The organism is Azonexus sp. IMCC34839, from assembly GCF_047047955.1.
Classification (GTDB): Bacteria; Pseudomonadota; Gammaproteobacteria; order Burkholderiales; family Rhodocyclaceae; genus Azonexus.
The window spans coordinates 217,461-240,720 of the sequence record NZ_CP150631.1; the positions used below are offsets into that span (position 1 = coordinate 217,461).

Sequence of the window (23,260 nt, forward strand, 5' to 3'; positions counted from 1 at the left end):
ACGCTCAGGCAATGTGCTGCAGTCGCTCAACTGCCGAAGGCGAGTTGCCCGCGCCCGTTGTTCTTGGCCTGATAGAGCGCGTTGTCGGCGCGACGCAGCAGCTCGTCCAGCTTGTCCTTCGGGGTTTCGATACAGGCCAGGCCGGTGCTGAAATTCAGGCTGAAGCCGAATTCCGCTTGCGATAGCGTGTGCAGCCGGCTGCGCAGGCGGCGGTCGAATTGTTCGGCGGCGACCGGTGTGGTCATCGGCAGCAGGACGCTGAATTCCTCCCCGCCGAAGCGGGCGGCGATGTCGCCGACGCGGGTTTCATCCCTGAGCAGGTGGCTGAACAGACGCAGGCAGGCATCGCCGGTTTCGTGGCCGTATTCGTCGTTGATGCGCTTGAAGTGGTCGAGGTCGAGCGAGAGCAGCGTCAGCGGCTGGCCATAGCGGGCGGCGAGGGCGACGGCTGGCGTGGCTTTTTCCTCCCAGCCGCGCCGGTTGAGCAATTGGGTCAGCGGATCGGTGATGGCAAGCTCGCGCAGCTTCTGCTCGGCTTCCTCGCGCCAGGCGACGAGCAGCGAAACGTTGCTCAGTACCATGGTCAGATTGGCGACGAGCAGGGCGGCCAGGTTGACCGGGTGCGGTGCGGCGAAGCGGGGGTAGGCTTCAGGGAAGAAGGCGCCGAGGATAGCGCGGCCCAGTGTGAGCACCGCCATGGTGCCGAAGCACAGAAGTAGGGCATGGCGCCAGCGTCCGCGTAGCGAGGTTTTGGGGAAGAGGGTGGCACTGGCCAGGATGAGCAGCTGAACGCTCAGCCAGAAATTGGCCCAGCCCACACGCCACGAATAGTTGTCGAAACCGACGAGGTAGCCGATGGGCATGACGATGGCGGCCACGGCCAGCGTTCTGGCCATCCGGCGCGGGCCGAGCCAGGCGCCGAGGGCGCGGAAGATCAGCCAGTTGCTCAGGCTGTAGCAGGCCATCGAGATGCCCGAAAGGATGCGGTCGAGCCAGGGGAAGGGGGCGTGTTCCGACAGGATGACGGCGATCCAGGCGGCAGCATGGACGATCAGCGACAGTCGGGCCGCGCGGGCCGCCGGGCTGAGCGTCTGGCCCATGATGATGGGGAGCAGAACAGCGAGGGCCAGCAGGTTGGCCACGCAAATGACGAGCAGGGTATCGGGGTCAAGCGACATTGGGCAGAGCGTTCCGACGCCGGAGATGGCGGCGGAAAGCAGATTCAGAGCGGAGATTGGCGCAACATTGTGCCCGAATTGTATGGCATATCCGTTAAGGCCGGGCGCTCAAACCTGGCCGATGCCGGCATTTTGCCTGGGCGGGCATCGGGAGCACTGCTGCGGTGCACTGCCCAAAATGGGCAAAAAACGGTTGTGCCTCGGCGAAGTGTCGGGATTTGTCAGAAACCCGACAGAAGGCGGCGAGTGCTTTGCCGGCGCCGGGGCGCGGGCCGGCAAATTTTGTCAGCGGCGAAAACGCAGAGACGAGAGCGGTGCATTGGTGTTCTGGATGCCCCACAACTCGACCGGGAAGGCGCCGAACAGGCGGTGCAGCGATTCGCGGGCCTTTTGCGCAGTCAGCGGGATGTTGAAGGAGATGTTCTTGGCGAATTCATCTCCGGACAGACGATACGACCAGGTGCGGCGACGGACGATCATGGCGGGCTCCTTGAAAGTAAGACATGCACGCCTTTTTACTAAGCAAGAGCGGGGCCAGATTCAGGGATGAGTCGTAAGAGAAGCAGGGCAAAAAAAGCCCGCCGATCAACGGCGGGCCGGAACTCAACTCACGTAGGGCCGAGAACCTACGCCAGAGGAGGCACTTAGAGCTGTTCGAGCGTCTCGCGAGTGATCAGCTTGAACACTTGTGGCGGCTGCTGGCCAATCAGGCGCACCAGATAGACCTCGTCGTTCGATTGCTTGATGCGGGCGACCGCCTCCGGCACCGGCAATTTCAGCAGGTGGCCGAGGATCAGCGGGGTGACGCCGCCATGGCTGACGACCAGCACGCTGCCCTTGGCGTGGGCTTTGCGGATCTGGTCGATGGCCTTGGCCACGCGCTCGGCCTGGCTGTTCAGCGATTCGCCGCCGTCCAGGTTGTCGTCCGGCTGGCTGCCACGCGCCTTGAACTCGGCGCTCATCGCCGCGTCGCGACCGTCCTCGTACACGCCTTCGAACTTGCCGAAGCTGCGCTCGGAGAGCGCGGCCAGCGGCGTCGCCTTTACTGCCGGCAAGGCCAGCGCGGCGGTTTCCTTGGCGCGGGCCAGGCCGCTGCTATAGACGGCCTTGATCGGCACGCCGGCCAGCTTGTCGCCAAGTTGCTTGGCCTGCTGGCGACCCGTGTCGTTAAGCGGGTTGTCGGTACCGCCTTGCAGGCGTTTTTCCAGGTTCCAGTCGGTCTGGCCGTGGCGGGCGAGGTAGATGTCGAGCACCGGCGTGTCGGCCAGTGCGGTGCCGGCCGCGATGGCCAGCACCAGCCAGAGGTGTTTGAGGGTTTGATTGATGATCTTCATTTAGCGGGCCTTCAGGAGTTCGGGAACGTGCAGCAGGATGAATTCGTTGTCGTCCTGCAGATTGGGCTGGCGAGCGGCCGAGTAGGGCAGGTTGTTGTCGTTGGCGACGACGATGTGCTCGGCATCGACGACATCCACATCCTCGATGGTGACGAAGGGGAAGGTGAATTTGCCGTCCTTGCCGCCGCGGCGCGCGACCTGCTTCGGATCGTCGATGTTGAGCAGGTCGATATGGCCGATCTTCCTGACGAAGCCTTCGCTGTCGGCCTCCTTCAGGCTGATCTTGTAGATGCGCTTGAACTTGGCCGGCACATTTTGGCAATCCGGGCGGGCCGGGCCATTGCAGGCATGCTCGGGCAGGCCTTCGCCGTTGTCGCGCTCGATGACCAGGCCGGTGTCGGCGTCGATCATGTTGAAGTCGCCGATGTTGTTGCCGTTCTGCTCGAGCGGGTATTTCCACGAGCGGCCGGTCCATTCGCCCTTGGCGACGCTGAACTCGAGGATGCGCAGGTATTCGCGGCCGTCCTTCTGCTCCCACTTCTTGTCGTCGGCATTCCACAGCGGGCCTTCGAGTAGCGGGTAGAGGAACTGGCCGTCCTTCGACGCGGCCATGCCCTCGTAGCCGCGCGAGCGGCGGGCGATCGTGGTGAAGGCGCCGGAGGTGGCCGGGGTGGTTACCGAAAAGTGGTCGGGCGACTTCAGCGTTTTGCCATCGACCTTGGTTTCGAACACGGCCAGCACCTTGCCTTGGCGGTCGGTCTTGATCAGGTAGGGGCCGAGTTCGTCGCCGAACCATACGGCATCGCCGATCGGCTGGATGGACTCGATGTCGAAATCGGCGCCGGTCAGGTAGCGCTGCTTGGTGCCTTCATTGACGATCAGGAAAGGCACCTTGCGCTCCGGGTCGTGCAGGAAGGCGGTCTTCTGCAGCTTGACGCCGCCCTTCTGCCAATCCGGCTGCACGCGGTGGAACATCAGCATGGCGTCGGCGCTGTTGTTCTTGGCACCATAGCCGTTGTCCTGCAGCACCCAGAAGGTGCCGTCGCCATTGCTCTTGATACCCGAGAAGCCTTGCACCGGCTGGCCCTTGAACGGCAGCGAAACATTGGTCGGGCGCGGCGCGGACTTGTCGGAGAGGTAGGAGGTGCCCGGCAGGCTTTCCACGGCATCGACCCGCTTGCTCTCCGGGCCGGTGTATTTGCCGGAAACCTTCAGGCTGTCCGGTGCATCCTTCGGGGGAGTCAGGAAAGTCTTGGCCGGCAACACGGCATGGCCGACCAGCGTGGCAGGGAAAGCCTGATCAGCCATGGCCTGGCCGATGCCGAATGTGGCCAGCAGGGCCATGGCAAGGGTTTTCTTCTTCATTGTGGGTCCATTGGGGGTTAAGTGAAACGGACCGACAGGCTAGGCAGCGTTGATTGCAGTGATATTAAAGCGGCATGAAGTTTCGGTTGTTGCTCAGTGACCGAGCATGCGTGGCAGTCCCGTCGCCAACCAAGGTACCGCCGAAATGCACAGCGAGCCGAGCAGAATGGCCAACACCGCCGGCAGTACCGAGACGGCCACATCGCGCAGCGGCTTGCCGAACATGGCGGCGGCGAAGTAGAGGTTCATGCCGGCCGGCGGGCACAGGAAGCCCATTTCCATGTTGGCCAGGAAGATGATGGCGAAATGCACCGGCTCGATACCGTAGCTCTGCGCCACCGGCAGCAGCAGCGGCACGAGGACGATGATGGCGGCGTAGATTTCCATCAATGCGCCGGCCAACAGCAGGAAGAGATTGAGCGCGACCAGGAAGGCGAAGCGGTTGGGTAGCAGCGCTTGCGCCCACTCGATGGCGGCATCGGGAATGCCGGCATCGATCAGGTAATTGGTCAGGCCCAGCGCCATGCCGAGGATCAGCATGATGCCGCCGATCACCTGGGCGCAATCGACCAGCGCCCGGCGCAGGCCGAGCCAATCGAGTTCGCGATGGGCGAAGGCTTGGGTCAGCAGCGCGTAGCCGGCGGTCAGTGCGGCGCTCTCGGTCGGCGTAGCGATGCCGCCGGCCAGCGAGCCGATGGCGACCAGCGGCGCGGCCAGCTCCCATTTGGCCGCCCACAATGCCTGGCCGAGCGGCTCGGTTTTTGCCATTTTTGGGCTGTGCACCGCAGCAGTGGAGCCGGGGCGCAGAAAACCGCCGACCAGCAGCAGGAAAACGACCATCACCAGCGCCGGCAACACGCCAGCCAGGAACATGGTGTTGATCGGCACGCGGGCGATGATGGCGACCATGATCAGCGGCACCGACGGCGCGAGCAGGACGCCGAGCGCGCTGGCACTGGTGACCAGGCCGATGCCGCGCTGCTCGGGGAAGCCGGCGCGGGTGAGCAGCGGCAGCAAGAGGCCTCCGAGGGCCAGAATCGTCACGCCGCTGCCGCCGGTAAAGGCGGTGAAGCAGGAGCAGAGCACGGCGGCGGCAATGGCCGTGCCGGCGATGCCGTCGCCGAAGGCTGCGGTGAATACCGTGCCGAGCCGGGCCGCCGCGCCGGTTCGGGCGAAGATCAGGCCAGCCAGTGTGAACAGTGGCAGTGCGGGCAGCGAAGGATTGACCGTGATCTGGTAATGGCTGAGTGGCACCGAGGCCAGCGGCTGGCCTTCGCTCCAGAACATTGCCAGCGCCAGCCCGCCGAGCACGGCGAAGATCGGCGCGCCGCACAGCAGCACGGCGATCAGCCAGAGGGCGAAGGGCCACAGCGGCAAGGTTGCGCCGTCGAAATGGGCGGCGAACAAAAAGCCGGCGGCCGGCAGCAGCAGGCCGAGGCTCAGGCGGGTGGCCGCCTGCGCGCCCAGGCGCATGCCCAAGCGCAGGCCGAGCAGGGCAAAGCCGAGCGGCATGGCGGCTTCGATCATCCAGCCGGCGATGCCATAGGCGATCTCGCGCGGCGCCTCCATTTCGCTGGCGACGAAAGTCCAACTGGCTTGCGCCAACGCGCCGCACAGCAGGGCCGCGCTGGCGTCGGCAAAAATGGCAGCACCCGCGCGCAGCAGCGGCTGGCGGGCGGCGGCCAAACCGGCGCCGAGCGAACTCAGGTGCCCGGTGCGCTCGGCCACCAGCGCCCCGGCCATGGCCAGGATCAGCCCGAGGTGCTGAACGAGCACCGGCGCGTTGTCGATGCCCTTGCCGAGCAGCGGCCGCAGGCCAATCTCGACCAGCGGCACGAACAACATCAGGGCGAGCGCCGCGCCGGCGAACAGTGCGTCGAGCGTGTTGAACTGCCGCCAGAGCGGTGGGTGGCGCGGGGCGAGCATTACTTCTTGCCGGCGCGGAAGGCCTTCAGGTGGCCCATCACCTCGTCGAAGGTCTCGGCCGGCACCAGCTTGCCGCGGATGCGCGGGTAGAGGGCGTCGGCCAGGGCGTTCCATTCCTTCATCTGCTCGGCGTTCGGCTTGTTCACGTTGAGGCCGCGCTTCTTCATGGCGTCGACCGCCTCGTCGACCTCCTGCCGGGCCTTGGCGCGCAGTTGCACACCGGCCTTGGCCCCGGCCTCGCGCAATGCGTTCTGGCCTTCGGGCGTCAGTTCATCCCAGGCCTTCTTGGTGACGATCAGCGCGCCGACGATGGGCGCCCAGTTGAGGTCGAGCATGTTGTTGGCGGTGGTGTAGACCTGCGTCGCCAACGCGAAGTAGGGCGTGGACGGCACCGCGTTGATCATGCCGGTCTGGATCGACGGCAGGATGTCGGCGGTTTCCAGCGGCACCGGCGTATAGCCCAGGCTCTTCATGATTTCCTGCTGCTCGGTTTCGCTCGCCCAGGCGAAGAACTTCATCTTCTTGAAGTCGTTCGGGCCGAAACCCGGCTCCTTCGAGAAGAAACGCACCCAGCCAGCGTCGCCCCAGGCCAGTACGACGAAGCCTTTTTCCAGGAATTTCTTTTCCATCGCCGGGCGCATCTTCTCGCGCACGTAATCGACCTCTTCCCAGTTGCGGAAGAGTAGCGGCATGTTCTGCAATGCTGAAATGCTCGGCTCGATTTCGCGCAGGCCGACCACCGAGAGCAGGCCGCCCTGCAACTGCCCGATGCGCATCCGGCGCACCATGTCGGTTTCGCCGCCCTGGCTACCGTCGGGATAAACCACGTATTTGGCGCTGCCACCCTGCGCCGTGCGCCAGGCTTCGCCCACTTCCATCAACTGGCGGTGGTAAAGCGAATTCTTCGGCGCCAGCGTGCCGATGCGCAGTTGCTTGTCGGCGGCCAGCGCCGTGCAGGCGAGCAGGGTGCCGAGTAGCAGGCCGGCCAGTTTTTTCCAGGGTTTCATCTCTTCTCTCCGGGGGGGTGTTCAGAACAGCGAATCCGCCTGCTCGAGCAGCCATTGCGCGCGCTGGCGCATCACGGCGTCGTTCAGCGAGGGCGCGGCCGGTGTCGGCAGGGCTAACGCCTGGCGCAGCAGACGTTCGAACTCGGCGCGGTCACCAGCCGGCTGGGCGATGCTTTCGGCCTTGCCGACCAGCGCACCGGGAGACTGCTGGCCGGATTGTGCAAAGCTCTGGTCGAAATACTCGGCCGCCTTGGCGCGGCTGCCGCCGGGGCGAGCGGCCTCGAAGGTGGCGACCAGCCCGGTCAAGGCGCCTTTGCCCCAGGCCGGATCGGCCGCCCAGGCCAATTGCGCCAGGCGCACCGCTTGCGGCAGATCGGCCACGATGTCTGGGTGATCCTTGCTCAGCGAAATCCAGCCGCCCCAAGCGGCAGCGGCCCAGTAAGCGAGGCCGGCCTGCTCGGCGCGCAACGCCAACCAGTCGGCCGGTTTGGCGCTGGCCAGGCGAGCGGAAAAGCCAGGAGTACCCGCTTCCAGCGCCGCCATGGCGTGCCGGTAGGCGCGCTCGTAGAGGCCGGCGGCGCGGCGGCGCAGGCGGTCGGCTTCGGCCATATTCTTACCTTCCACCTTGTCTGCTTCGAAAGCGACGAAGGCATAGGCGTATTGCGTGAAACCGGCGGCGACCGACTCGGCCAGCCTGGCCTGGCCGGGGTTCTGGCGTAGCACGGATTCGGAAAGCTTGAGGTAGAAAGGCGCCGCATCGCGCGCCAGTTCAAGATCGCCCTCCGGCGCCTCGCCCTGGCTGGAAAGCTCGTCGGCCAGGCCGCCAACGATCATCTGACGCGGCGAACAGGCGCTCAAGGCCAGTGCCACGAAAATTGCCGCCAGCCACACGCCGGCCTTGCGCATCGGTAATTGCACGTTCATCCAACCGTCACAAATCGGTAGTCCGGGACAGTAGCGGGCGGATGTTACGGCAGCGTGACTAGCGGTTCAGGGAGGGGAGTTATGTTGGGAGATTCTGTTGCCGTGGGATGGGCGACCAGTCTCGTAAGGAGGGGGCTACCAGCCCCCTCCCAAGGCCAGGTAAATGTTGACTAGCGCCAGCCGCTTTTCTAGCAGGGTTTGAGCTTCCTGGGTCTCGGCGGCGAGGAGTTGGCGTTGCGCGTCGAGAACCTCCAGAAAGTTCGTCGTGCCTGCCCGGAAACGGAGGTCAGCCAGGCGCATGGCCTCTCGTGAAGCGGCTACGCGGCGTGCTTGGATATCCAATAGATCATTACTGGTTTCGTAGGCCACCAGGCCATTGGAAACTTCCCCCAAGGCATTCAGGATCGTTTTTCGATAGTTGATCAAGGCCTGTTCCAGCCTGGCTTCCGCAGCTTGTTTGTTGAAGTAAATCTGCCCCCCGGCGAACAGGGGTTGGAGTAGATTGGGACCAATCGAAGCGACTGACGGGGCGCGGCCATGAACGACATCTGCCAGGCTGGTACTGACCCCGCCAAAAATCGCGGTCAGCGACAGGCTGGGGAAAAACAGGGCTTTTGCCTCGCCCACACGTGCGTTCGCGGCGATTAGCCGTTGCTCGGCCTGGCGGATATCCGGTCGCTGTTCCAAAAGTGACGACGGCAGTCCCGGCGGGATAAAGCCCGGTAGCGCCAATTGCGGTGCCGACACGAAATGTAGCGAGCCGGGCGGGCGTCCGAGAAGAATGGCCAGCGCATTCTCCGTTTCTGCAATCTGCCGACGGAGGGGCGGTATGCTGGCTTCCGTCGTCGCCAGTGCGCTTTCCTGTTGTCGTTCCTCGGCAGCGGATGAGATACCGGCGGCAGATAGGCGCTTGATGAGTCGCAGGACTTCCGCCTGATTATTGGCGCTGCGTTCGGTAACGGCTAGCGTGTCATGAAGTGTGGCGAGTTGGAAGTAATACCGAGCCACGCTGGCGATCAACGATGCCTGCATTCCATGGCGAGCTTCAGCGCTGGCCAGTAGTTCAGCTTGGGCGGCTTCGCTCGCACGGCGATAACGTCCCCATAAGTCGATTTCCCACGAAATACCGGCGCCACCGAGATAGCTGGAGGTAAAGCGATCACCTGATTGGCGGACAGTTGGCGAGGTGTTCAGCGAAAGCGAGGCTTGGGGCAGTAGCGGTGCCCGGCTGACGCCGGCCAGGGCTTCCGCCTCGCGTAGCTTGGCCGTTGCGAGCAGTGCGTCAGGTCCGGCGGTGAGCGCTTCGTCGATCAAGGCCTGGAGGGCCGGGTCGGTGAAGACTTCGCGCCAGTTCTGTCGGCTCAGGGAGGAAGTTTCGGCGGAGACCTTGGCGGAACTGCCACGGTAAGCATTCGGCAAGTCGATGCTCGGGCGCTGATAGTCCGGTCCAAGGGCACAGCCGCTCAAGAACAGGCAGGCCAGCATGGTGGCAATAGGCGTGCGGCGGATCATGCCTGTGTCTCCTGTTGTCCAGCAGGTTTTTTCGCGAAGCGAGCGACGATACGGTCGACGGCTACGAAGAGCACCGGCACCATGAAGATGGCGAGTAGCGTTGCAGCGATCATGCCTGCAAAAACGGTGATACCCATCGACACCCGAGCTGCTGCGCCTGCACCGGCGGAAATGATCAACGGGACCACGCCGAGGATAAAAGCGAAGGATGTCATGATGATAGGCCGCAGGCGGAGTTTGGCAGCGCTGATGGCGGCGCTCACCGCATCTTCGCCTTCCTCGCGTTTCATCTTGGCGAATTCGACAATCAGGATGGCGTTCTTGGCGGCCAGGCCGATGAGCAGGATCAGACCGATTTGGGCGTAAATGTTGTTTGTCAGGCCGGTCAGCCATAGACCCAGCATGGCGCCGAAAATGCCAAGCGGCACGGCAAACAGCACGGCGAAGGGCACCGCCCAGCTTTCATACAGCGCCGCGAGGAACAGGAAGACGAAGACGATGGCCAGAGCGAAGACGACCGGCGCCTTGCCGGCGGATTCCTTTTCCTGCCGACTGATACCCGACCATTCAAAGCCATAACCGGGCGGCAGGCTGGTCGCGGCCACTGCCTCCATCGCGGCGATCGTGTCGCCGGAACTGTAGCCGGCGCCCGGCGTGCCGCCGAGTTCGGCGGTTCGATAGAGGTTGTAGCGTTCCATCACACTGGGTGCGCTGATCGGCATAGGGGTAACCAGCGTGGAGAGCGGGATCATCTGGTTGTCGCCATTGCGTACATGGAACAGCCCGATACCTTGAATGTCGCTTCGGTATTCGGGTTCGGCCTGCATCGTGACCTTGTAGGTTCGACCAAAACGACTGAAGTCATTGACGTTGAGGCCACCGAGGAAAGTCTGCAGGGCATTGGTAATATCGGAAATCGGCACGCCTAGCTTTTTCGCCTTTTCACGATCAACCTCCAGGCGGAAAGCCGGAGTGCGTGGGTCGAATTTGGAATAAATGCTGCCGATTTCCGGGCGCTGGCGGGCAGCAGCCATGAAATTGTCGGCGACCTTGGCCAGTTCCTGCGGCGTGCCACCAGAGCGATCCTGCAGCTTGAACGAGAAACCGCCGGTTGATCCAAGACCAGGGATGGGGGGCGGGTTGAAGGCCAGCACGATGGCGTCAGGAACCTTGGCTGCCTGCTGGTATACGCCCATGATCACCGTCTTGAGAGAGTCTGTGCTGCGCTCGGACCAGGGCTTTAATGTGGTGACGAACAGGGCGCTGTCTGACTGCGGGGCGCCGTTCAGGATGTTGTAGCCATTGATGATCAGGCGTTTGTCGACAGCGTCGTAGCTTTTCAAAATATTGTCGACCTTGGCGGTGATTGCCTCTGTCCGGTTCAAGGAGGCGGCGGCCGGCAGTTGGATGCTGCCGAGGAAATATCCTTGATCCTCGGATGGCACGAAACCGCCCGGCACCTTGTTCATCAGGCCGAAGGCCGCAAATATCAGGATGCAGAGGGTCAGCAGCGATAGCAGACTACGGCGGATCAGCATCTGCACCTTGCGGCCGTAACTGTCAGTGAGGCGTTCGAAAATGCGATTGAAACCGCCGAAGAAGCGGCCAGCCAACCCCAGTTTTTGCTCTTTTTCCTTGGGTCTTAGCATCAGGGCGCAGAGGGCTGGGGTCAGCGATAGCGCGACGAAGGCGGAGAGCACCGTGGATACTGCAACGGTGATGGCGAATTGCTTGTACATCACGCCGGAAATGCCACCGAGGAAAGCGACCGGCACGAAAACCGCGGCCAGAATCAATGCAATAGCGACCACCGGGCCGGAGACTTCTTCCATGGCCCGCAAAGTGGCATCGCGGGCATTCAGACCGTTGTGCTCCATGTGGTGCTCGACCGCTTCGACAACGACGATGGCGTCATCGACGACGATGCCGATGGCCAGCACCATGCCGAAGAGAGTCAAGGTGTTGATCGTGAAGCCGAGCAGGGTGAAGGCGGCAAAAGTTCCGACCAGCGACACTGGTACCGCCAGCATGGGAATCACCGTGGCACGCCAGTTCTGCAGGAAGAGGAAGACGACAACCAGTACCAGTAGCAGTGCTTCGAAAAAGGTATGGACCACCTCGTTCAGCGAGGCTTCAACGAAGACGGTGTTGTCGAGGACCACGTCGTAGCCAAGGTCGGCCGGGAAAGAGGCAGACAGCGTTTTCAGCTCGGCCCTGATCAGGGAGGCTGTTTCCAGAGCGCTCGCATCGGGCGTCAGGTTGATCGAAAAGGCGGCGGCGGGTTGGCCATTGAGCCGTGACTGAAATACGTAATCCTTGGCGCCGAGTTCGACACGTGCGACGTCGCGTACCCGGATGAACGAACCATCGGGCTTGGCGCGAATAATGACTTCCTCGAATTCTGATACTTCCGACAGCCGGCCGCGCACTTCGACGCCGTACTGAAATTGCTGCGTCTTGGGTGCCGGCATTTGGCCAACCTGACCGGCCGGCGCTTGGGCATTCTGCTCCTGGATGGCCCGATAGATGTCGGTTGGGGTAATTCCGAGACTGGCCATGCGATCCGGCTTTAACCACAAGCGCATGCCGAATTCGGCCCCGAACAGGCTGACGTTGCCAACCCCTTTGATACGCTTGATCGCCTCGACGACATTGATCGTCGCGTAGTTGGCCAGGAAAAGTTCGTCGTAGGTTCCGTGTGGCGATACCAATGCAAGGTACATCAGCACATCGGGCGTCTGTTTCTTGGTGGTAATGCCGGCGCTGATCGCCTCCGACGGCAGACGGGCGTTTGCCTGCGAGGCGCGGTTCTGGACCTGTACGGCGGCGATGTCGGCATTGTTGTCGAGGCCGAAGGTGATGTCGAGGTTGTAGCCGCCGTTACCGGCTGAACTCGAACTCATGTAGAGCATCCCTTCAACGCCATTGACTTGCTCTTCCAGCGGCTGGGCAATGGCCTGCTCGACTACCTCGGCGCTGGCACCCGGATATATGGCACTCACTCGGATAGTCGGGAGCGTGATTTGCGGGTACTGAGCGATGGGAAGGTTAATGCCGGCGATGATGCCAGCCAGCGTAAGGACGATGGCGGTGACGATGGCGAATACCGGCCGGAAGATGAAGAACCTGGCCATGCTGCCCCCTTAAGGCTTGGTCGCTGCGACCGGTGTGACCACCGTACCCGGACGAGCTTTTTGCAGGCCGTCGACGACGATGCTTTCGCCCGCTTTTAGCCCATCTTCGATCAGCCATAGTTCGCCGATGCGCGCACCGGTCTTGATTGGGCGTTGCTCGACCTTGTTGCCTGCGACCACGACGCTGGCGAATTGCCGGCCCAACAATTCGGTGACCGCCTTTTGGGGAATGAGCAAGGCATTCTGCGCGACTTCATGCACGATGCGGACGCGGCTATTCATCCCGGGACGCAGCAGGCCATGAGGGTTTGGAAAAACTGCACGCAACGTCAGGGTTCCCGTTGCGGGATTCAGCGCCCGGTCGGCAAAGTCCAACTGGCCGCTTTGTTCGTAGGTGCTGCCATCGGCGAGAATCAGTTCAATCGGTGCCTTGTCCTCGCGTTTCGATGCTTGGAAGCGTTTTGCGAAATTGATGTAGTCGATTTCCGGGATGTTGAAATAGGCAACCACGGGCTCCAGCGTTGACACCGTAGCCAGCACCGTCTGGCCAGTTGTTGCCAGTGAGCCAACTTCAATCTTCTGCAAACCGATTTGTCCGGCGATCGGGGAACGAATATCGGCATAGGAGCGGTCAAGCCGGGCTTTTTCCAGCCCTGCACGTCGCGCCTGGACGACGGCTGCATTCTGACGCTCGGATGCGACAGCTTGATCGTAGGTTTGGCGCGGGATGGCGTTGTCTGGTAGCAGCGGCTTGTAGCGTTCGACATCTTGGCGGGTGCGGGCGAGGACCGCCTCCGCCTCGGCGAGCTTTGCCTGGGCATCGATGATTGCTTCGTCGTAGGCGCGTGGATCGATGCTGAACAACAAATCGCCTTCCTTGACCTTTTGCCCCGGCTTGAAGTGCTGCTTGATGAGCTGGCCGGAAACCCGGGGGTAGAGATCAACCTCTCGGTACGCCTTGATTTCTGCGACCAGATCGACCGTCAGCGGGGTTGTCTGGGCTGCGATCGTTTGCACGACGACTTCGGGAGGAATTGCGGAAACCGCCTTGGTTTCTTCCCGGCAACCGCTCACCCCCAGGCACAAGGAAGCAATGAGAGGCAGCGTTCGAAACAGGATCTGAATTTGGCCGGACATCGGTAGAGCTCCTTGCGCTGGACTTGCGATGGGCATTCGATAAAACCCTACAACATAATCACCATAAATGTCAGCAGCTTTTTAGCGCCCGCTGTTTTTGCACAACGAGCGTGCGCAAGTGGTCGACGCTTCGGTAAGATGTGTTTTCGTGCAATATTCTGAATGGATTTGACGATGAAGAAAATCATGTTTACCGGTTTGCTTCCGGATGTGACCGAAGAGGCTGTCCGGGAGTCGCTGGAGAAGGTGGGGCCCGTTCATTCTGTTTCGATTATTCGGGATGGCGATGCAGCGGCTCCAGTCGTTATCGTGCAGATGGATATCAGTGATGCCCTGGCTTTCAAATTGACTTCGCGTGTCACGGATTATTGGCACAACGGTCACATGATCAATGCACGCTTGTTGTTACATTGATCGCTGGAAGGCTGTTTTGAACAATGTTCAGGCGAGGGATTCGGCTGGCGTGATCGCTGGGTTGCCAGGCTTTTCTGCAGTCGTGTGACGAAGGCGAGGGGCACCCGGAGAAATGTTCGGCTCGTTTGATCTAAGAGCGCTCCAGTCCCGGTAGCAGGAATCGCGCTAGTAACCGTCATACTGCCCGTACCTGTTTATCTGTCGATCACTGCTGCGGTGCACCGGCCAAAACGGGCAAAAAACGAAATGTTGCTTGGACGGGAACGTTCCGCTCGACGGCCGGTCAATGCGCCGTGCCCGCCGTTGGCGGCGGAACAATAACGGAGAGAGCGATGGCGATTCGGGTTCAACAAAATTCAGAAGACTTTGGCCGCTGCGGTTGTGGCCGTCGGCAGTACTGCGACGGCAGTCATGGGCTGAGCGAGGCGCAATGGCAGGCCCGGCTGGCGGCGGAGCGCGGCGAGGTGGCGGCGCAGGACAACCCGCAGGTGCGGGAAACGGCCGGCGAGGAAAATTCCGCGTTGCGGTAGCGCTGCTTTCGGCGCATAGTGGGTGCGCTTGATTCGTGCCCAGCTTCGGTCACCTAGAAAAGCTCCGCGCGGCATCGCTGCCGCTTTCAAACGCTTTTCAAGGTTGCTGGATATGTCCCACCCCGATCACGCCCTTTGGCAGGCCGGTTGGCGTGCCAACCGGATCGATTTTCATCAGCACGAAGTCAATCCTTCTCTACTCAGATTCTGGCCGGAACTCGCGCTGGCCGCGAACGACCGCGTCTTCGTGCCCTTGTGCGGCAAGAGCCTCGATCTGCTTTGGCTTTATCGCCAAGGACATCCGGTGACCGGCGTCGAGCTCAGTCCAGTGGCGGTGCGGGCTTTTTTCCGGGAGAGTCGCTTGCCGCCGAAGCGAGCATCGCGGGGAGCGCTGGTGCATTGGGCGCACGAGCGCATGGAGGTTTTTTGCGGCGACTTCTTTCAGCTCGGCGCGAGCGATCTGGTCGGCGTCAAGGCGGTTTATGACCGGGCCTCGTTGACCGCGCTGCCAGAAGAGCTGCGGGCGAGCTATGTGGCGCATTTGAGCGCCATCCTGCCGGCTGACTGCGTGATTCTGCTGCTGACGGTGGAAGACCTCGACGACGAAGAATCGGAATCAGCGGCACTTGAGCCGTCAGAAGAAATCCAGCTGTTGTATGCTGACGGTTTCCAGATCGAGCTCCGGTACGCGGAATGTTTTCCCGCCGTCATCCCAACCGGAGATATTGTCGCCGAGCCGCGCAGCGTACATAAGGTCTATCTGATTCGACGCGGGCAGCCTTAAAAGCAACTGAGCCATGATTGTCCATCGTCGTACCTGGTTTTACCGTTTGCCCGGCCAGGAATTCGCCAAGGAAATTTCCTTCGAATTGCCGGTTACCGCAGCCCAAGCGAAGGAGTTCCTGCGAAAAACCTTCGGTGTGCTTCCGCTGGAGTTATGGAGCCACTAGCTTCGTCACGTTTGCATTGAGGGTTTGGCTGGGCCTCGGCTGGCGACCGGTCGTTTTTTATGGCGCCAGCGAATGAAGCCGGTGACGAGTGCGAGCAGGGGAAGCAGGCCGCAGGCGAAAGCGACGATCCGGCCGGCCAGCCCGAAGGCTTCGCCGTTATGCAGCGGATGCAGCCAGTCGAGCAGGGTGTCGCCGGCACCGTTCTGCTTGGGATCGCGGATGGCGACGATGTCGCCGTTGGCCCCGTCAATCCAGACATTGGTCCTGGGAAAGCGCCGGTTCGGTTCGCCGGCTTGCCGCATCTGAATGCGCCAGACGCCATGTTCGGGCGATGGCGTGTGGATCCAGCGGACCTCTGCACCGGGGAAGCGGGCCAGCGCAATGTGCATGGCCTGATCGGCACTGATTTGCGCACTTTGCCGAACCGCTGAATGTTCTGCCTGGTACCACGGGGTCAGGGGGGACAGGTGTCCGATGGCCGGCGTGAACCATCCGGGTACGACGAGCAGCAGGCCGGTCACGGTGAGTGTGCCGACCAGTAGCAGTCCATAAGCGCCGGGTTTGGCGTGCAGGTCGTAAACCCGCCGCTTCCACACGGCCTTGGCCTTGAAGCTGAGGGCGCCTTTCCAGCTTCCCGGGCTGGGCCACCAGAGATAGAGGCCGCTGAACAACAAGACCAAAGTGAACAGCGAGGCGATGCCGAGCACGGTATTGCCGCCCGTTTCGAGCAGCAGTCTGTAGTGCAAATCGTAGATCCAGGTGAAGAAGTCGTCGCCCCAGAAACGTCGGCTGGTGACCTTGAGGGTGGCCGGATCGAGCGTCACGATCAAGGGTGCAAATCTGCGCTGTTGCGTCTCCACGGGTTTGTAGTAGCGGGCGATGATCGGCGCTTCTGGGCTGCGCGGGAGTTCGATGCGCCAGGTGTCGGGGCGCGTGGGCTCCGCGCGGTGCAGCGTATCGACAATTTCATCGAACGAGGCGATTGCCGCTGGTGCGCTGACGGCGCGTTGCGGGTAGAGCAGTCGATCGAGTTCGGGATAGAAGACCAGCAGGCTGCCGGTCAGTCCGAGCAGCGTGAAGAGCAGGCCGAGGGTGAGGCCAAGCCATAAATGCGTGGTGTGCGTCCATGCGCGGAGCTTTCGCTTGTTGAAACCCAGGTTAATGCGCATTGATCAGCAGATGGGGGAGATGTTGTGTTTGCGTGATAAATATAGGGGACAGATAGGCCAAGCCCATCTACCCCCCATATTTGAGAGCTTACATCTTTAAGTTAAGCGACGCGTAGAAGGAACGGCCGGCGCCGGGTGAGAACATGGGTTGGTAGGACGACGCCGGATAGAAGAAATTGTCGTACCAGACGTACTCGTACTTGCGGTCGAACATGTTCTTGACCTGCAGGTCGATCCCGAAATTCTTGGTCAGGGCGTAGTGCACGCCACCATCGAACAAAACGTAGCCGCCATATTTGCCTTGGGCGTTTTGATCGTCGATGTAATAACTGCCCTGGGCGCGCCCTTGCAGGTCGAAACGCAGGCTTTCGGTGGCCTGGTAGTCCATGCCGATGTTGGTGATGTGGCGCGGGGTGGCAAAGACCTCCTTGCCGACCAGCGAGGTGCTACCCGAGGCATAGCCGCCGACGATCTTGGCCTCCTGGTAGGCGTGTGAGAACCACATCTTGAACTTGTCGGTGAGATGGGTGGTGATCTGGAAGTCGATCCCCTTGCGGCGCGTTTCGCCCAGATTCTGGGTGGCGTTGGCGCTTGGGAGGTTGGCGACCTCGGCCGTGGCATCCTGTTGCCAGAGCGCGATGCGGGTTTCCGTCCGTTCCGTCAGACGGAACTTTGTGCCGAGTTCGATGCCGGTGTTGATCGACGGCTTGATCTCGGCGGTGCCGGTCGCGACGTAGGTAGGCGACTTGGAACCGGTGACGATCTGGAAGGTGCGCCCCCAGTTGCCATAGACGCTGAAAGCGGGCGACGGGCTATAGACGATGCTGAGCTTGGGCTGGTTGATCCAGTCGTAGTCCTGCAACGGATAGGTTTGCCCGGTGGCGTTATAGGTCGTATGCCCCTTGAAGGTATCGATGCGGATGGCCGGCACGATCTTCCACGACTCGCTCGGCTTGATGACCGCCTGAACGTAGGCGCCGAAGTTGTCGAGGGTGTAGCTTTCATCGTTGGCGGTTGCCGCCGGCGTGGAGAAATTCGTCGGTTCGGAGTAGGCGTAGCGATAGCGACGGTAGCGGTTGTTCTGATGCTCGTAATTGAAGCCGCCCTCGATGGCGATCATCTTGCTGGCCTGCCAGGTCAGCGTGTTGATCCAGCCCATGTGCTCCTCGTTCCATAGCCGGCGCTGGCGAGGCAGCGTACTGCCCGACCAGTTGCTGTAGGTGACGTAGCGGTCGTCTTCGATGCCGTTGTAGTAGAGCTTGCTGCTGTATGCGAGGTTCTGGCTGATTTGAAAATCGAGATGGCCACTGAGCTGCTGCATGTCGCGGCTGTCGTGGTCGTTGGCATTGCGGGTGGCAGACTGCCAGCGATCGGCGGCCAGCTCGCTGGCGGTCATGTAGCCCGGAGATTTCGCCTCGTGGTTGTAGGTGCGGGCGATCAGGCCAGCCTTCAGATCACCGGCATCCGAGGTGTAGAACCACTTGCCGCCGATGCTGTATTTCTCGGAGCGGGAGTGGTCGCGATAGCCGTCGGAATCCTGCTTGGCCACGAAATAGTTCTGCGCGAAGCCACCCGATTCCCGGCCCAGCGCAGCTTGCACTTCCTGCGTATTGAAGCTGCCGACGGTCACGCGGGCATCAGTGTAATTGCCGCCCTGCCGGGTGGCGACGTTGATGTTGCCGCCGATGTTGTGCAAGCCATAACGTGGATCGTTGGTGCCACGGACGACTTCGACATAGTCGATGTCGAGCGGGAATATCATGTCGAGATAGCGCATGTTGCCGCTATTGATGTTGCTCGGTACGCCGTCGATCAGCAGCTTGATGCCGTTGATGTACCCCTCGCCGTTGAAGGCGCGGAAGGAGGGCTTGCCGGATTCGGCGCCGAGGCGGAATTCGGTCAGTTGGACGCCAGGCATCTGGCCGATCAATTCCCAACTGTTCATCACGTTCTTGTCCTGCACACGCTCGGCGCCCATGACGTCGACCGAGGTCAGGATGCTGCGTGTCGGCAAGGAGCCGGCGTTGCCGGAATTGACCGTCACCTCGCCCAGTACGACCGTCGATTCCTGTGCCTGAACACCGGACAGCGCCAAGGCGATCAGCCAGGCGAGCCGGCTCGGTTTGAGTTTTTGTTGCATTGCTTGCTTCCCCATTTTGTTCGGTGAACTGCCTGTCCCGAATCCCCGCAGTTGTGATCGAGAGGGAGCGAATGCTACCGAAAGGAAGTGGGGCTTATCTGCGACAAATTGTCGCGCGACACCATGTCGCACCGATGGGCATGAATGGCTTGACGGGAATCAATTTACACGCGGAAAAAAACAAGTTGGTCATGAGGTGATAGAGACAAAAAAGCCAGCCCGCAGGCTGGCTTTGGCGATGCGGAGTAAGGGGGCTTACTGCTTGATCGCTTCGATGGCCACGTCGATGCGCACTTCGTCGCCAACGTACGGGGCGTATTTGCCGGCATTGAACTCGGAGCGCTTGACCACGGTGTAGGCGTTGGCACCGATTGCGTCCTTCTTCAGCATCGGGTGCGGCATGGCCTGGAAGGAGGTGACGGTCAGGGTGACCGGCTTGGTGACGCCCTTCAGGGTCAGGTTGCCTTCGACGGCCACCGGCTTGTCGCCTTCGAAGACGACCTTGGTCGACTTGAAGGTGGCGGTCGGGTACTTGGCGGTGTCGAGGAAATCTTCGCCCTGGATGTGCTCGTTGAAGGTGTCGTTACCGGTATCGACCGACTTGGTGTCGATCACGATGTCGACCTTGCCGGTCTTGGCGGCCTTGTCGAGGACGACGGTGCCGGTGTTCTTGTTGAAGCGGGAGAGCTGGGTCGAGTAGCCGAAGTGGCTGTACGAGAAGCGCGAGAACGTGTGGCTGCTGTCGGCGACGAAGGTTTCCGGAGCGGCGAAGGCCGGGGCGGCGAGGGCGGCGGTGAGAGCGATGAAGGCGATTTGCTTTTGCATGGTGATTCTCCTGTGTGGGTTGGGTTACTTGCTTGCTGCGGTGATGCGGAACTTGACGACCACGTCGTTGGCGACGATGTCGAACTTGGCCCAGCTGCCTTCGCCAATGGCGAAATCAGCGCGGCGGATGGTGAAGCTGCCGTCGAACACGCCGGTGTTGCCTTGGGCGGTGAAGCTGGCGGGGACGACGACATCCTGCGTCTTGCCCTTGATGCTCAGCTGGCCGGCGATTTCGTAGCGGTTGTTGCCGAGCGGCTTGACCGTGCCGGAAACGAAACGGGCGGTCGGGAAGGCCTTGGTGTTGAACCAGGGCTTGCCGGCGACTTCCTGATCGCCTTCCGGGGCGCCGGTATCGACGCTGCCCAGTTCGACATCGATGGTCGCCTTGGCAGCGGTCGGTTTGGCCGGGTCGAAATTGAGCTGGCTGGAAAACTTCTTGAACTTGCCGTCCACCGCCACACCCATCTGCTTGTAGGTGAAGGCGATGCTGCTCTTGTCCGGCTGGACGTTGCTGTATTCGATGGCCTGGGCAGAGAAGGCAGTGGCCAGGGCGGCGGCGAGGATGATCTTTTTCATGGGTTTCTCCTTGGGGCGGGGTTCAGTGCTTGGGCAGCATCCGGGTCAGGATGTCGTCCTTGTCGATGAAGTGATGCTTCAGTGCCGCACCGATGTGGCCGGCGAGGATGGCGATGAAAGCCAGGTTGAGGAGCATGTGCAGCTGTTGCAGCAGGTCGCCCAGCTCCTTGTTCTTGTCGAGCAGGTCAGGGATGGGCAGCACGCCGAACCACACGGTCTGGAAACCCTTGGCCGAACTCATCAGCCAGCCGCTGAGCGGGATCGCCAGCATCAGCAGATAGAGTCCGAGATGGCCGGCATGGGCGGCGAGTTGCATCGTCTTTGGCATGCTGTCGGGCAGGGCCGGCGGACGATGGGTAACGCGCCAGGCCAGGCGCACCAGCACGAGCAGGAAGGCGGTGACGCCGGCCCATTTGTGCCAGGAGTAGAGCTGCAGCTTTTCTGGCGACAGCGGCAGATCGTGCATGTAGAAGCCCAGGGCGAGCAGGCCGAAGAGCAGGATGGCCATCAGCCAGTGCAGGCTCTTGGCGGTTTGGGTGTATTGGTGTGCCACGGTGCACCTCCTTATTGGGGCAAAAATCGGTAAGCGTCCATCGCGATCACATAATCGTCGATGCCCGCGTGAAAGCGTTCGGTTTTCGGTTGTTCGCCGGCCGCGCCATAAGCGACGTAGAGCGGCAGCAAGTGCTCGTCGCGTGGGTGGGCGCGGCTGGCCTGCGGCGCCTGGCTGCGGTAATCGAGCAGGGCGGCGGTGTCGTCGGTGGCCAGCTTGCCGGCCAGCCAGTCGGCGAATTCGCGCACATAAGCCGGCGTCTGGCCGCCCATCTGATAGGCCATCTGGTAGTCGCGCAGGTTGTGTGTGATGCTGCCCGAACCGATGATCAGAAAGCCTTTGTCGGCCAGCGGGGCGAGGGCGCGGCCGACCGTGTAGTGATGCTCCGGGCCAAGCTGCGCCTGCACCGACAGCGGCACGACCGGAATGTCGGCATCCGGGAACATCAGGCGCAGCGGCACCCAGGCGCCATGGTCCAGGCCGCGCTCCTTGTCGGTGGCGACGGGGAGCTTCGCAACGTGTAAAGCGGCAACCACTTCAGCGGCGGCTTCGCGGCAACCGGTGGCCGGGTAGCGCAGGGCATACAGCTCTTCCGGAAAACCCCAGAAGTCGTGAATCGTTTCCAGCCGTTCGGCCAGCCCAACGGTCGGCACGGTAGTTTCCCAGTGCGGGCTGACGATGACGATGGCGCGCGGACGTTCCAGTCGATCGGCCATCTGGCGCAGCGCTGCGCCGGCCGCACCCGGGCGCAGCGCAAAGGTCGGCGCGCCGTGCGGGACGAAGAGGGCGGGTTGTCGATTGGCGTTCATGGTCTTGCTCCGTTGTCGTTGGACGTAATGTAGTCCTTGCCATTCGTGCGAAATAGGGGACAATTTGCAAATGTTTATTGCCTGAATTGCAACAATGGACCGACTCGATGCAATGCGCCTCTTTGTCCGCGTGGCGGAACTGGGCAGTTTTTCTGCGGTAGCGCAGCAATTGGGCGTTGCACGCTCCGTTGTGACGCGCCAGGTGGCGGCGCTGGAGAGCCATCTCGGCATCAAGCTGATGGCGCGCAGCACGCGGCGGCTGACGCTGACTTCGGCCGGCTCGGCTTATCTGGAAAAATGCCGGGTCATCCTCAATCTGGTCGAGGCAGCGGAAACCGATATCGCTGCTGAGCGCCTGACACCGCGCGGCCACATCCGCATCGCGCTCCCGCTCAGCTTCGGCCTGAAGCGCGTCGCGCCGCTATTACTCGATTTCGCCGCGCAATATCCCGAGGTGTCGCTGGATATGGACTACAGCGACCGCCGCATGAACCTGATCGAGGAAGGTATCGACCTTTCCATACGCATCACCAGCCGGCTCGCCCCGGCCGACGTGGCACGCAAACTGGGCACCGCGCACATGTATGTCGTGGCCTCGCCCGACTATCTGGCGCGCCATGGCACGCCTCGGCAGCCGGATGACCTGACACACCACGAATACCTCGGCTATACGCTGGCCAACACGGGTAGCGTGCATTTTCTGGTCGATGGTCAGCCGAAGGATGTGCCGGTACGCAGCCGCCTGACGGCCAGTAACGGCAATGTGCTGGTCGAAGCGGCGGCGCGTGGCATGGGGATCACCTGCCACCCGGACTTCATCGCCGAGGACTATATTGCCGACGGTCGACTGGTCCATATTCTGACCGACTATGAAATGCCGGAACTCGGTATCTATGCGATGTTGCCGGGCAACCGCCATGTGCCCCACCGGGTGCGGGTTCTGATGGATTTTCTTGCCGAGCGTCTGGCGGCGTAATATCCCGCTTTCCGCCCGTTTGGAGAATGTCATGAAGATCCTGTTGCCCTCTGTCATTTCTGCAGCTCTGGTTTTCAGTGCGCCTGTCGAGGCTGGCACGCTGATCGATCTCGCCGCAGAAGCCTCATTGCCGGCAAACAACGATATGGTGCGGGCGGTGGCCTATGCCGAGGCCAGCGGCAGCAATGCCGGCGAGGCGGCGCAAAAGGTCAACCGGGACATCGCCGAGGCGCTGCGCCTGGCTCGTGGCCAAGACGACGTTTCGGCGAGGAGCGGCAATCAACACAGTTGGCCTGTCTACGGCGCAACGCAGAAGCTCGAAGGGTGGCGCATGCGCAGCGAAGTGCTGCTTGAAAGTCGCGAACTGGCGAGCATGTCGGTCTTGTTGGGGCGCTTGCAGCAGATGCGCCTGGCGATCGGTGAGGTGGCCTTGCAACCCCGTCCGGAGACGCGCCGTCAGGTAGAGGAAGCGGCGACGCGTGAAGCGATCAAGGCCTTCCAGACCCGTGCCGATGTCGTCGCCAGCCAGTTGGGTAAACCGTGGCGCCTGAAACAGCTTTCCATCAGCCAGGGCGGCGGCATGCCCATGCCGATGATGCGCGGGACCATGGAGGCGATGAAAGCCGGTGCTGCGGCGATGCCTCTTGAAGGTGGCGAGACGCGGATCTCGGTCAATGTCAGTGGCCAGATCGAACTGGCAGACTAGGTTTCCCGCCTCCTGCGGTGCACCACTTCAAAGCAATGATTTCCAGGTGTTCCCTCGGGTGGGTGTCGAGTGTTCTTCCGAGAACGTTTGCCGCG

At 61.9% G+C, this 23,260-nt stretch carries 22 protein-coding genes; 6 read left to right on the forward strand and 16 right to left on the reverse strand.

Annotated features, from left to right (window positions below; translation table 11 throughout):
• Nucleotides 1-26 precede the first annotated feature (26 nt).
• The 10 genes from WIF35_RS01095 to WIF35_RS01140 form a co-directional block, all read right to left on the reverse strand.
• On the reverse strand, nt 27-1,178 hold the full coding sequence (locus tag WIF35_RS01095; protein WP_412479722.1) for a GGDEF domain-containing protein: 1,152 nt from the start codon (nt 1,176-1,178) through the stop codon (nt 27-29).
• A gap of 285 nt (nt 1,179-1,463) precedes the next feature.
• Nucleotides 1,464-1,658, reverse strand: a complete 195-nt coding sequence (locus tag WIF35_RS01100) for a hypothetical protein (RefSeq protein WP_412479723.1) — start codon at nt 1,656-1,658, stop codon at nt 1,464-1,466.
• A gap of 164 nt (nt 1,659-1,822) precedes the next feature.
• Complete coding sequence (locus WIF35_RS01105) at nt 1,823-2,512, reverse strand: histidine phosphatase family protein (protein WP_412479724.1); 690 nt, start codon at nt 2,510-2,512, stop codon at nt 1,823-1,825.
• On the reverse strand, nt 2,513-3,877 hold the full coding sequence (locus WIF35_RS01110; protein WP_412479725.1) for an esterase-like activity of phytase family protein: 1,365 nt from the start codon (nt 3,875-3,877) through the stop codon (nt 2,513-2,515).
• 93 nt (nt 3,878-3,970) lie between these two features.
• Nucleotides 3,971-5,803 (reverse strand): TRAP transporter large permease, encoded by a 1,833-nt coding sequence (locus tag WIF35_RS01115; RefSeq protein WP_412479726.1) that lies wholly within the window; start codon nt 5,801-5,803, stop codon nt 3,971-3,973.
• Nucleotides 5,803-6,810, reverse strand: coding sequence for a TRAP transporter substrate-binding protein DctP (gene dctP / locus WIF35_RS01120; protein WP_412479727.1), 1,008 nt, complete (start codon nt 6,808-6,810; stop codon nt 5,803-5,805). Before dctP ends, WIF35_RS01115 begins: the two co-directional genes overlap by 1 nt.
• Nucleotides 6,811-6,831: 21 nt before the next feature.
• Nucleotides 6,832-7,734, reverse strand: coding sequence for a TRAP transporter TatT component family protein (locus WIF35_RS01125; RefSeq protein ID WP_412479728.1), 903 nt, complete (start codon nt 7,732-7,734; stop codon nt 6,832-6,834).
• Nucleotides 7,735-7,869: 135 nt separating this feature from the next.
• Nucleotides 7,870-9,246, reverse strand: coding sequence for an efflux transporter outer membrane subunit (locus tag WIF35_RS01130; RefSeq protein WP_412479729.1), 1,377 nt, complete (start codon nt 9,244-9,246; stop codon nt 7,870-7,872).
• Complete coding sequence (locus WIF35_RS01135; protein ID WP_412479730.1) at nt 9,243-12,380, reverse strand: efflux RND transporter permease subunit; 3,138 nt, start codon at nt 12,378-12,380, stop codon at nt 9,243-9,245. The genes WIF35_RS01130 and WIF35_RS01135 overlap by 4 nt, the downstream gene beginning before the upstream one ends.
• A gap of 9 nt (nt 12,381-12,389) precedes the next feature.
• Entirely contained in the window at nt 12,390-13,517 is a 1,128-nt protein-coding gene (locus tag WIF35_RS01140) for an efflux RND transporter periplasmic adaptor subunit (protein ID WP_412479731.1), read from the reverse strand.
• A gap of 174 nt (nt 13,518-13,691) precedes the next feature.
• Here WIF35_RS01140 and WIF35_RS01145 point away from each other — a divergent pair, with 174 nt between their 5' ends.
• The 4 genes from WIF35_RS01145 to WIF35_RS01160 all read left to right on the forward strand — a co-directional run bounded on the left by WIF35_RS01145 (nt 13,692) and on the right by WIF35_RS01160 (nt 15,411).
• Nucleotides 13,692-13,931, forward strand: a complete 240-nt coding sequence (locus tag WIF35_RS01145) for a hypothetical protein (protein ID WP_412479732.1) — start codon at nt 13,692-13,694, stop codon at nt 13,929-13,931.
• A gap of 332 nt (nt 13,932-14,263) precedes the next feature.
• Nucleotides 14,264-14,461, forward strand: coding sequence for a hypothetical protein (locus WIF35_RS01150; RefSeq protein ID WP_412479733.1), 198 nt, complete (start codon nt 14,264-14,266; stop codon nt 14,459-14,461).
• Nucleotides 14,462-14,573: 112 nt separating this feature from the next.
• Nucleotides 14,574-15,245 (forward strand): thiopurine S-methyltransferase, encoded by a 672-nt coding sequence (locus WIF35_RS01155; protein WP_412479734.1) that lies wholly within the window; start codon nt 14,574-14,576, stop codon nt 15,243-15,245.
• A gap of 13 nt (nt 15,246-15,258) precedes the next feature.
• Nucleotides 15,259-15,411: a hypothetical protein gene (locus WIF35_RS01160; RefSeq protein ID WP_412479735.1), complete on the forward strand. Its 153-nt coding sequence runs from the start codon at nt 15,259-15,261 to the stop codon at nt 15,409-15,411.
• A gap of 5 nt (nt 15,412-15,416) precedes the next feature.
• Here WIF35_RS01160 and WIF35_RS01165 read toward each other — a convergent pair whose 3' ends face one another.
• From WIF35_RS01165 to WIF35_RS01190, 6 genes are all read right to left on the reverse strand, one after another.
• Nucleotides 15,417-16,580 (reverse strand): PepSY-associated TM helix domain-containing protein, encoded by a 1,164-nt coding sequence (locus tag WIF35_RS01165; protein ID WP_412479736.1) that lies wholly within the window; start codon nt 16,578-16,580, stop codon nt 15,417-15,419.
• 88 nt (nt 16,581-16,668) lie between these two features.
• A complete protein-coding gene (locus WIF35_RS01170) occupies nt 16,669-18,720 on the reverse strand; it encodes a TonB-dependent receptor (RefSeq protein ID WP_412479737.1) in 2,052 nt (683 codons plus the stop codon).
• A gap of 255 nt (nt 18,721-18,975) precedes the next feature.
• On the reverse strand, nt 18,976-19,545 hold the full coding sequence (locus WIF35_RS01175) for a YceI family protein (protein WP_412479738.1): 570 nt from the start codon (nt 19,543-19,545) through the stop codon (nt 18,976-18,978).
• 24 nt (nt 19,546-19,569) lie between these two features.
• Complete coding sequence (locus tag WIF35_RS01180) at nt 19,570-20,121, reverse strand: YceI family protein (RefSeq protein WP_412479739.1); 552 nt, start codon at nt 20,119-20,121, stop codon at nt 19,570-19,572.
• A gap of 22 nt (nt 20,122-20,143) precedes the next feature.
• Nucleotides 20,144-20,629, reverse strand: a complete 486-nt coding sequence (locus WIF35_RS01185; protein ID WP_412481205.1) for a cytochrome b — start codon at nt 20,627-20,629, stop codon at nt 20,144-20,146.
• Between the two features lie 56 nt (nt 20,630-20,685).
• Nucleotides 20,686-21,483 (reverse strand): DODA-type extradiol aromatic ring-opening family dioxygenase, encoded by a 798-nt coding sequence (locus WIF35_RS01190; protein ID WP_412479740.1) that lies wholly within the window; start codon nt 21,481-21,483, stop codon nt 20,686-20,688.
• A gap of 94 nt (nt 21,484-21,577) precedes the next feature.
• Between WIF35_RS01190 and WIF35_RS01195 the strand changes: the two genes are divergently transcribed.
• Nucleotides 21,578-22,459 carry a LysR family transcriptional regulator gene (locus WIF35_RS01195; RefSeq protein ID WP_412479741.1) on the forward strand — a complete coding sequence of 294 codons (882 nt, stop codon included), beginning with the start codon at nt 21,578-21,580 and terminating at the stop codon, nt 22,457-22,459.
• 31 nt (nt 22,460-22,490) lie between these two features.
• Nucleotides 22,491-23,165, forward strand: a complete 675-nt coding sequence (locus WIF35_RS01200; protein WP_412479742.1) for an SIMPL domain-containing protein — start codon at nt 22,491-22,493, stop codon at nt 23,163-23,165.
• Nucleotides 23,166-23,260: the final 95 nt, after the last annotated feature.